This window comes from Enterobacter cloacae complex sp. IR5422 (assembly GCF_049238165.1).
Lineage (GTDB): Bacteria > Pseudomonadota > Gammaproteobacteria > Enterobacterales > Enterobacteriaceae > Enterobacter > Enterobacter roggenkampii.
The window spans coordinates 1-8,072 of sequence record NZ_JBMKHT010000082.1 but is presented as its reverse complement, the minus strand read 5'-3'; the positions used below and the strand labels follow the sequence as shown (position 1 = coordinate 8,072).

The following is an 8,072-nucleotide window of genomic DNA, read 5'->3' as shown; positions in this document are numbered from 1 at the left end:
TAGGGTTCTGACCATGGCGGTAAACCTGAGGAGACTGACAACGGGGACAATGGACGTTAACGCTGGGCATGAGAGAACCTCAAAAGCCCGCATTATACATCAGATTCAACCAATTAGAGGCATCACCTACGTTTATGATGGTCTGGTATGCTTTACAGTCGATAAAAAAGATATCCTTAGTCGTTATGTACTGGCATCAAACGGCAAAGATTATTCTGAGTTATTAAAGGGAGACTTTTTAGCATTATCATATCCGAACACATGTTTTAACGTGAACTTAACTAAAGGTACTGTCTATGGGGCACATTATACGTTAAATAAAAAGAATTTTTATTATACTTTTATAATCGATAACCAAGGCAATATACTCGACTTAGGGAGAAAGTAGCATGTCATTACCCGCATACCTGTTTCTTTATGATGAAAACGGAATGCAGTTAAAAGGAGAATGTCTCGCGTTAGGTCGAGAGGGTGCGGTTGAAGTCATGAGCAGCAGCTACGGCATTAGCCAGCCAGTCGATCCTCATACCGGTAGAATGGGGGGTACCAGACAACACGAACCTTTTATCATACACAAACAGCTGGATAAACTTTCACCCCTGTTCGCAGTGTATGTTTGCGACGGGAGACGTCTGCAAAAAGCGGTCATTCGCTACTATGAGACAAACGATGCAGGGATTGAACGTGAAGTTTATCGGATATCCATGGAGAGTGTTGTCATCATGTCAGTGAATGCCAATCACACATATATACCTGGTTCAAATCATCATAACATGGTCGAGACCCTGAAGTTACGCTTCAACAGTATTGAATGGCACTACCTGGATGGCATGATTAAGTATGGTGATGCGTGGTCAAAACCAGCATCACAAAAACCGTAGTGTCACGATTTTACTGCTAATCTTTATCAATCAGGATCCTGGATGCGATATATGGCGCCCAGCCAGGATGTGTAACGTTTCATCTGCTAATGTCGCACTCTTTCCTCAATTCCCGCTATAATCCCCAAAATTTCCAACCGGTTTAGAAATAATCATGACAAAACTCACCTTACAAGAGCAGATGCTGAAAGCGGGCCTCGTCAGCAGCAAGAAAGCGGCGAAAGTGCAGCGCACGGCAAAGAAATCACGCGTTCAGGCGCGTGAGGCTCGGGAAGCGGTAGAAGAGAACAAGAAGGCCCAGATCGAGCGTGACAAGCTGCTGAGCGAGCAGCAGAAGCAGGCCGTGCTGGCGAAAGAGTTTAAGGCGCAGGTGAAGCAGCTGATCGAGATGAACCGCATCACCGTGGCGAAAGGCAACATCACCTTTAACTTCACCGACGGTAATCTGATCAAAAAAATCGAGGTGGACAAGCAAACCCAGGCTCAGCTGATCAACGGCCGTCTGGCGATTGCCCGCTTGGTCATCAACGCCAGCGGCGACTGTGAATACGCGATTATCCCGGCGGTAGTGGCCGATAAAATTGCCCAGCGCGATGCCGACAGCATCGTGTTAAACAGCGCGCTCAGCCAGGAAGAGCAGGACGAAGACGATCCGTACGCGGACTTCAAAATCCCTGACGATTTGATGTGGTAAACCGCGTTCAGAACGGGGCGGCGTGACGGGCGTTAACCGGCTCGCCGCTCACGGGATGAATAAAATTCAGCTCGCAGGCATGCAGCATCAGCCGGGGCGCGTCTTCAGCACCCGGCACGTCAAGACCGCCATACAGATCGCAGCCCAGAATCGGGTGTCCCAGCTGCTGGCAGTGAATGCGCAGCTGATGGGTTCGCCCGGTCTCCGGGATCAGTTTCACTCGCGTTAACGGTAATCCCGCCCCCTGATAAAACCGTTCCACAACCTGGTAGCGGGAGCGGGCGGGTTTACCGGTAATGGCGCAGATCGACATCAGCGGGAACAGCGCCGGGTCTTTGGCAATCGGCGCATCAATGACCCCTTCATCATTTTCCACGTGGCCGCAAAGCAGGGCGCTGTAGACTTTCTCCACGCTGCGCTGGCTAAACTGCTGGCACAGTGCCGCGTTGATGGCCTTATTGCGCGCAACCACCATCAGCCCGGACGTACCAAAATCCAGACGGTGCACCAGCGTGCAGCCCGGGAACGTCTGAACCAGACGATAATGGACGGAATCAAGGTTTTGCGGATTTTTGCCCGAGAGGCTGAGCAGGCCGGAAGGCTTATCGATCAGCAGCAGATGTTCATCCTGCCAGAGGATTTGAATGTCATCGTGACACGGTGGGGCAATAAAAGAATCAATGATCGCAGACATCAGGCCGCCCGGCTGGAGAGTGGGAGCGGATGATAGCGAAATGCGGGGGAAAAGAAAAACCCTCCCACCGGGCGGTGAGAGGGTGAAGTCTTACGCTGCAACCAGGCTGTCGATGGCGGCTTTCGCGTCGGTCTGCGCTTTGGTCGCCACTTCAGGACCGTAAGCGATACCTTCCGCGAACACGAAGTTCACGTCAGTGATGCCGATGAAGCCCAGGAACAGGCTCAGGTACGGCGCAACCAGGTCGGTTGGGGTGTCTTTATGGATACCGCCACGGCTGGTCAGTACGATCGCACGCTTGCCTTTCACCAGACCTTCCGGGCCGTTCTCGGTGTAACGGAAGGTTACGCCAGCGCGCGCCACCAGGTCGAAGTAGTTCTTCAGCTGGGTTGGGATGTTGAAGTTGTACATTGGGGCGTTGATGACGATAACGTCATGCGCCTGCAGCTCAGCAATCAGCTCGTCGGACAGGGCCAGCGCTTCCTGCTGACGCGGGCTCAGCGGTGCATCGCTTGGGCGCAGCGCGCCAACCAGCTCGCCATCGAGCACAGGAATGGGGTTTGCAGCCAGGTCACGCACGGTGATTTCGTCAGCAGAATGCTGTTCACGCCACTGTTCAACGAAGTAATCAGACAGCTGACCAGACTGAGAGTACCCTGCCAGAATGCTGGATTTCAAAACTAATACTTTGCTCATGGGTGATTCCTGTTGTTGCATTTGATTGAAGGGGGTTGCCCCGTTGCTTGTTGACACTCTATTCACAATCCTGCCACAGAGATAGCGCAATATATCGAAGCCTATGTTCGAATTTTTTGAATAAGGCACGAAAGGCGTCAGTGTGGTACTCTATAGCAATCATTAAAAAGAGAGTTTATCAGGGCGTGTACTGCCCTTTAACGCTATGACAGAACAACAAAAATTCACCTTCCCGATGCTCCTGCAACAGCTCGATTCTCTGACGCTGCGTGATAAACAGCGCTTCGCCCGCCGTCTGCACGGCGTCAAGAAGGTTAAAAATCCTGATGCTCAACAGGCCATTTACCAGGAGATGGCGAAAGAGATTGAACAGGCGGCAGGGAAGGTTGTGCTGCGCGAAGCTGCGCGCCCGGCAATTACCTACCCGGAAAACCTGCCCGTCAGCCAGAAGAAACAGGACATTCTTGAGGCCGTACGCGACCACCAGGTGGTGATTGTCGCGGGTGAAACCGGTTCGGGGAAAACCACCCAGCTGCCGAAAATCTGTATGGAGCTGGGCCGCGGGATAAAAGGCCTGATTGGCCATACCCAGCCGCGTCGTCTGGCGGCGCGCACCGTCGCCAACCGTATTGCCGAAGAGCTGCAGACGGAGCCGGGCGGCTGCATCGGCTACAAGGTGCGCTTCAGCGACCACGTGAGCGATAACACCATGGTCAAGCTGATGACCGACGGTATTCTGCTGGCGGAAATTCAGCAGGATCGCCTGCTGATGCAGTACGACACCATCATCATCGATGAAGCGCACGAGCGCAGCCTGAACATCGACTTCCTGCTCGGCTACCTGAAAGAGCTGCTGCCGCGTCGCCCGGATCTGAAAGTGATCATCACCTCCGCGACCATCGACCCGGAACGCTTCTCGAAGCACTTCAACAATGCGCCGATTATTGAGGTGTCTGGGCGGACGTATCCGGTTGAAGTGCGCTATCGCCCGATTGTGGAAGAGGCGGATGATACCGAGCGCGACCAGCTGCAGGCCATCTTCGATGCCGTTGACGAGCTGGGTAACGAAAGCGCGGGCGACATCCTGATCTTCATGAGCGGCGAACGCGAAATCCGCGATACCGCCGACGCGCTCAGCAAGCGCGACCTGCGCCACACCGAGATCCTGCCGCTGTATGCCCGCCTGTCCAACAGCGAACAGAACCGCGTCTTCCAGCCGCACAGCGGACGCCGCATCGTCCTGGCGACCAACGTGGCGGAAACCTCGCTCACCGTGCCGGGCATTAAATACGTGATCGACCCGGGTACGGCGCGCATCAGCCGCTACAGCTACCGCACCAAGGTCCAGCGGCTGCCGATTGAGCCCGTTTCGCAGGCGTCTGCTAACCAGCGTAAGGGCCGCTGCGGCCGCGTGTCGGAAGGGATCTGCATTCGTCTCTATTCCGAAGACGATTTCCTGTCGCGCCCGGAGTTTACCGACCCGGAAATTCTGCGCACCAACCTGGCGTCCGTTATCCTGCAGATGACCGCGCTGGGGCTGGGCGACATCGCGGCGTTTCCGTTCGTCGAAGCGCCGGATAAACGCAACATTCAGGACGGCGTGCGTCTGCTGGAAGAACTCGGGGCGATCACCACCGACGAGCAGGCGACGGTTTATAAGCTGACGCCGCTGGGCCGCCAGCTCAGCCAGCTCCCGGTCGACCCGCGCCTGGCGCGTATGGTGCTGGAAGCGCAAAAGCACGGCTGCGTGCGCGAGGCGATGATCATTACCTCGGCGCTCTCCATTCAGGATCCGCGCGAGCGTCCGATGGACAAACAGCAGGCCTCGGACGAAAAGCACCGTCGCTTCCACGACAAAGAGTCCGATTTCCTCGCCTTCGTGAACCTGTGGAACTACCTCGGCGAGCAGCAGAAGGCGCTCTCTTCGAACCAGTTCCGCCGCCAGTGCCGGGTGGATTTCCTCAACTACCTGCGCGTGCGCGAGTGGCAGGATATCTATACCCAGCTTCGCCAGGTGGTGAAAGAGCTGGGCATTCCGGTGAACAGCGAACCGGCGGAGTATCGCGAAATTCATATCGCGCTGCTGACCGGCCTGCTGTCCCACATTGGGATGAAGGACGCCGAGAAGCAGGAGTATACCGGCGCGCGCAACGCCCGTTTCGCCATCTTCCCGGGTTCTGGCCTGTTCAAGAAGCCGCCGAAGTGGACCATGGTCGCCGAGCTGGTGGAAACCAGCCGCCTGTGGGGACGCATTGCCGCCCGTATCGATCCGGAATGGGTGGAGCCGGTGGCGCAGCACTTGCTGAAACGCTCGTACAGTGAACCGCACTGGGAACGCGCGCAGGGCGCGGTAATGGCGACCGAAAAAGTGACCGTTTACGGCCTGCCGGTGGTCGCCGCGCGCAAGGTCAACTACAGCCAGATCGATCCGGCCCTGTGCCGCGAGCTGTTTATCCGTCACGCGCTGGTGGAGGGAGACTGGCAGACGCGCCACGCCTTCTTCCGCGAAAACCTGAAGCTGCGCGCGGAAGTGGAGGAACTTGAGCACAAGTCCCGCCGCCGCGACATTCTGGTGGACGATGAAGCGCTGTTCGAGTTTTACGACCAGCGCATCAGCCACGATGTGATTTCCGCCCGCCACTTCGACAGCTGGTGGAAGAAGGCCAGCAAAGAGACGCCGGACCTGCTCAACTTCGAAAAGAGCATGCTGATTAAAGAGGGGGCGGAGTCGGTCAGCAAGCTCGACTACCCGAACTTCTGGCATCAGGGCAACCTCAAGCTGCGGCTGACCTATCAGTTTGAGCCGGGGGCCGACGCGGATGGCGTGACCGTCCACATTCCGCTGCCGCTGTTAAACCAGGTCGACGAGAGCGGTTTCGAGTGGCAAATCCCCGGCCTGCGCCGCGAGCTGGTGATTGCGCTGATCAAATCCCTGCCGAAACCGGTGCGCCGCAACTTTGTGCCTGCGCCGAACTATGCGGAAGCGTTTTTGGGCCGCGTCACGCCGCTGGAGCTGCCGCTGCTGGACGCGCTGGAGCGCGAGTTCCGCCGCATGACCGGAACGACCATCGACCGCGACGACTGGAACTGGGATCAGGTGCCCGATCACCTGAAAATCACCTTCCGCGTGGTGGACGATAAAAACAAAAAGCTGCTGGAAGGGCGTTCCCTGAGCGAGCTAAAAGAGGCGCTGAAAGGCAAAGTCCAGGAGACGCTTTCTGCGGTGGCCGACGACGGCATCGAGCAGAGCGGGCTGCACATCTGGAGCTTTGGCCAACTTCCGGAAAGCTACGAGCAGAAGCGCGGTAACTATAAGGTGAAAGCCTGGCCTGCGCTGGTGGACGAGCGCGACAGCGTGGCGATCAAACTGTTTGATAACCCGCAGGAACAGCAGCAGATGATGTGGCGCGGGCTGCGTCGCCTGCTGCTGCTCAACATCCCGTCGCCGATCAAGTATCTGCACGAGAAGCTGCCGAACAAGGCCAAGCTGGGGCTCTACTTTAACCCGTACGGCAAGGTGCTGGATCTGATTGACGACTGCATCTCCTGCGGCGTGGACAAACTCATTCACGAGGCGGGCGGCCCGGTCTGGACGGAAGAGGGCTTTGCTCAGCTGCATGAAAAGGTGCGCGCGGAGCTGAACGACACCGTGGTGGAGATTGCCAAGCAGGTCGAGCAGATCCTCACCACCGTGTTCAACATCAACAAGCGTCTGAAAGGGCGCGTGGATATGACCATGGCGCTGGGTCTGTCGGACGTGAAGGCGCAGATGGCGGGGCTGGTTTACCGCGGCTTTGTCACCGGCAACGGCTTCAACCGTCTCGGCGATACGCTGCGCTATCTGCAGGCGATTGAAAAACGGCTGGAGAAGATGGCTATCGACCCGCACCGCGATCGCGCGCAGATGCTGAAAGTGGAGAGCGTGCAGCAGGCGTGGCAGCAGTGGCTGAACAAGCTGCCGCCCGCGCGCCGCGACGACGAAGACGTGCAGGCGATCCGCTGGATGATCGAGGAGCTGCGCGTCAGCTTCTTTGCCCAGCAGCTCGGTACGCCGTATCCGATTTCGGATAAGCGTATTCTGCAGGCGATGGAGCAGATTTCCGGTTAAATCCTTGCCCGGTGGCGCTGCGCTTACCGGGCCTACGAGTGCGAAATGTAGGTCGGGTAAGGCAAAGCCGCCACCCGGCTGGTTATCGTTCTACAATTGCCAGCGTAAACCCATCCCATCCCTTAATCCCCACCGTTTGCAGCGCGGTGGCGGTTAAGCGCGGGTTATCGCCCATCATTTCAATAAAACGCCGCACGCCCAGCACGCGCGCGTCGTCGCTTTGACCGTTAATGACTTCGCCATCACGGACCACGTTATCGCCGATAATTACCGTACCGGGGCGGGAGTAGTGCAGCGCCCATTCCAGATAGCCGGGATTGTTCGGCTTATCGGCATCAATAAAGATCAGGTCGAACGGCGGAACCTCGCCGAAATTCTCCAGCGAGCTCAGCGCCGGGCCTTCAATTAATTCAATGCGTTCGTTTAACCCCGCAAGCTGAATATTCTCGCGCGCAACGCGGGCATGCGTGGGATCGGCCTCAAGCGTAATCAGCTTACCGTCCGGCGGCAGCGCGCGCGCCATCCAGATTGAGCTGTAGGCACCCAGCGTCCCGATCTCAAGAATGCGTCTTGCCTGCGTCATGCGCACGAACAGCGCCAGCAGCTGCCCCTGATTGGCCGCGACATCATGTTCAGGCAGCCCGGCGCGTTTGTTGTTTTCCAGCACCTGATTCAGTACGTCATCGTCAGGAATAAGCGAAGAAATCATGAAATTATCAACTGCAGACCACTGTTGTTGCATAGATTGACTCCTTGTGGGGATTGCCGGGTGGCGGCTACGCCTTACCCGGCTTACAGGGCTGAGGAATAAACGCCGGGTGGCGCTTCGCTTACCCGGCCTACGGGGCGAAATGTAGGCCCGGTAAGCGAAGGGTATGAACCGGAAACATGGGTAACACTTTAGACCGGATACATGGGTAACAGTTATAACTGGCATAGAAGAGGAGACTCGCTATGCCCTGGACTGAGACCCGACCTATGCAACGCCTTGATTTTATC

Annotated in this window: 8 protein-coding genes; 4 read left to right on the top strand and 4 right to left on the bottom strand. The window is 56.8% G+C overall.

Features of this window, described 5'->3' with window-relative positions:
- A partial coding sequence (locus tag ACOTXT_RS21780) for an IS1 family transposase (RefSeq protein WP_421625449.1) occupies nucleotides 1-70 on the bottom strand: 70 nt, incomplete at its 3' end.
- Here ACOTXT_RS21780 and ACOTXT_RS21775 point away from each other — a divergent pair.
- The 3 genes from ACOTXT_RS21775 to ACOTXT_RS21765 all read left to right on the top strand — a co-directional run bounded on the left by ACOTXT_RS21775 (nucleotide 50) and on the right by ACOTXT_RS21765 (nucleotide 1,575).
- Nucleotides 50-388 (top strand): lipoprotein, encoded by a 339-nt coding sequence (locus tag ACOTXT_RS21775; RefSeq protein ID WP_421625448.1) that lies wholly within the window; start codon nucleotides 50-52, stop codon nucleotides 386-388. The genes ACOTXT_RS21780 and ACOTXT_RS21775 overlap by 21 nt on opposite strands.
- A 1-nt stretch (nucleotide 389) precedes the next feature.
- Complete coding sequence (locus ACOTXT_RS21770; protein WP_159125116.1) at nucleotides 390-881, top strand: Hcp family type VI secretion system effector; 492 nt, start codon at nucleotides 390-392, stop codon at nucleotides 879-881.
- 154 nt (nucleotides 882-1,035) lie between these two features.
- On the top strand, nucleotides 1,036-1,575 hold the full coding sequence (locus ACOTXT_RS21765; protein WP_021242569.1) for a DUF2058 domain-containing protein: 540 nt from the start codon (nucleotides 1,036-1,038) through the stop codon (nucleotides 1,573-1,575).
- Between the two features lie 7 nt (nucleotides 1,576-1,582).
- Here ACOTXT_RS21765 and ACOTXT_RS21760 read toward each other — a convergent pair whose 3' ends face one another.
- A complete protein-coding gene (locus ACOTXT_RS21760; RefSeq protein WP_032674740.1) occupies nucleotides 1,583-2,269 on the bottom strand; it encodes an RluA family pseudouridine synthase in 687 nt (228 codons plus the stop codon).
- A 90-nt stretch (nucleotides 2,270-2,359) separates the two neighbouring features.
- The gene (azoR, locus tag ACOTXT_RS21755) at nucleotides 2,360-2,965 is read right to left on the bottom strand and encodes an FMN-dependent NADH-azoreductase (RefSeq protein ID WP_008502313.1); all 606 of its coding nucleotides are present in this window, start codon (nucleotides 2,963-2,965) and stop codon (nucleotides 2,360-2,362) included.
- 205 nt (nucleotides 2,966-3,170) lie between these two features.
- On the opposite strand from azoR, the gene hrpA reads away from it, so the two are divergent.
- Nucleotides 3,171-7,073, top strand: a complete 3,903-nt coding sequence (gene hrpA, locus ACOTXT_RS21750) for an ATP-dependent RNA helicase HrpA (RefSeq protein WP_055322244.1) — start codon at nucleotides 3,171-3,173, stop codon at nucleotides 7,071-7,073.
- Nucleotides 7,074-7,155: 82 nt separating this feature from the next.
- On the opposite strand, the gene ACOTXT_RS21745 is transcribed toward hrpA, so the two are convergent.
- Nucleotides 7,156-7,815, bottom strand: coding sequence for an O-methyltransferase (locus tag ACOTXT_RS21745; RefSeq protein WP_008502311.1), 660 nt, complete (start codon nucleotides 7,813-7,815; stop codon nucleotides 7,156-7,158).
- Nucleotides 7,816-8,072 lie beyond the last annotated feature (257 nt).

Coding starts and splice junctions, on each gene's coding strand:
- ACOTXT_RS21775 (WP_421625448.1), top strand. CDS start 50: ATGGACGTTAACGCTGGGCATGAGAGAACCTCAAAAGCCCGCATTATA.
- ACOTXT_RS21770 (WP_159125116.1), top strand. CDS start 390: ATGTCATTACCCGCATACCTGTTTCTTTATGATGAAAACGGAATGCAG.
- ACOTXT_RS21765 (WP_021242569.1), top strand. CDS start 1,036: ATGACAAAACTCACCTTACAAGAGCAGATGCTGAAAGCGGGCCTCGTC.
- ACOTXT_RS21760 (WP_032674740.1), bottom strand. CDS start 2,269: ATGTCTGCGATCATTGATTCTTTTATTGCCCCACCGTGTCACGATGAC.
- azoR (WP_008502313.1), bottom strand. CDS start 2,965: ATGAGCAAAGTATTAGTTTTGAAATCCAGCATTCTGGCAGGGTACTCT.
- hrpA (WP_055322244.1), top strand. CDS start 3,171: ATGACAGAACAACAAAAATTCACCTTCCCGATGCTCCTGCAACAGCTC.
- ACOTXT_RS21745 (WP_008502311.1), bottom strand. CDS start 7,815: ATGCAACAACAGTGGTCTGCAGTTGATAATTTCATGATTTCTTCGCTT.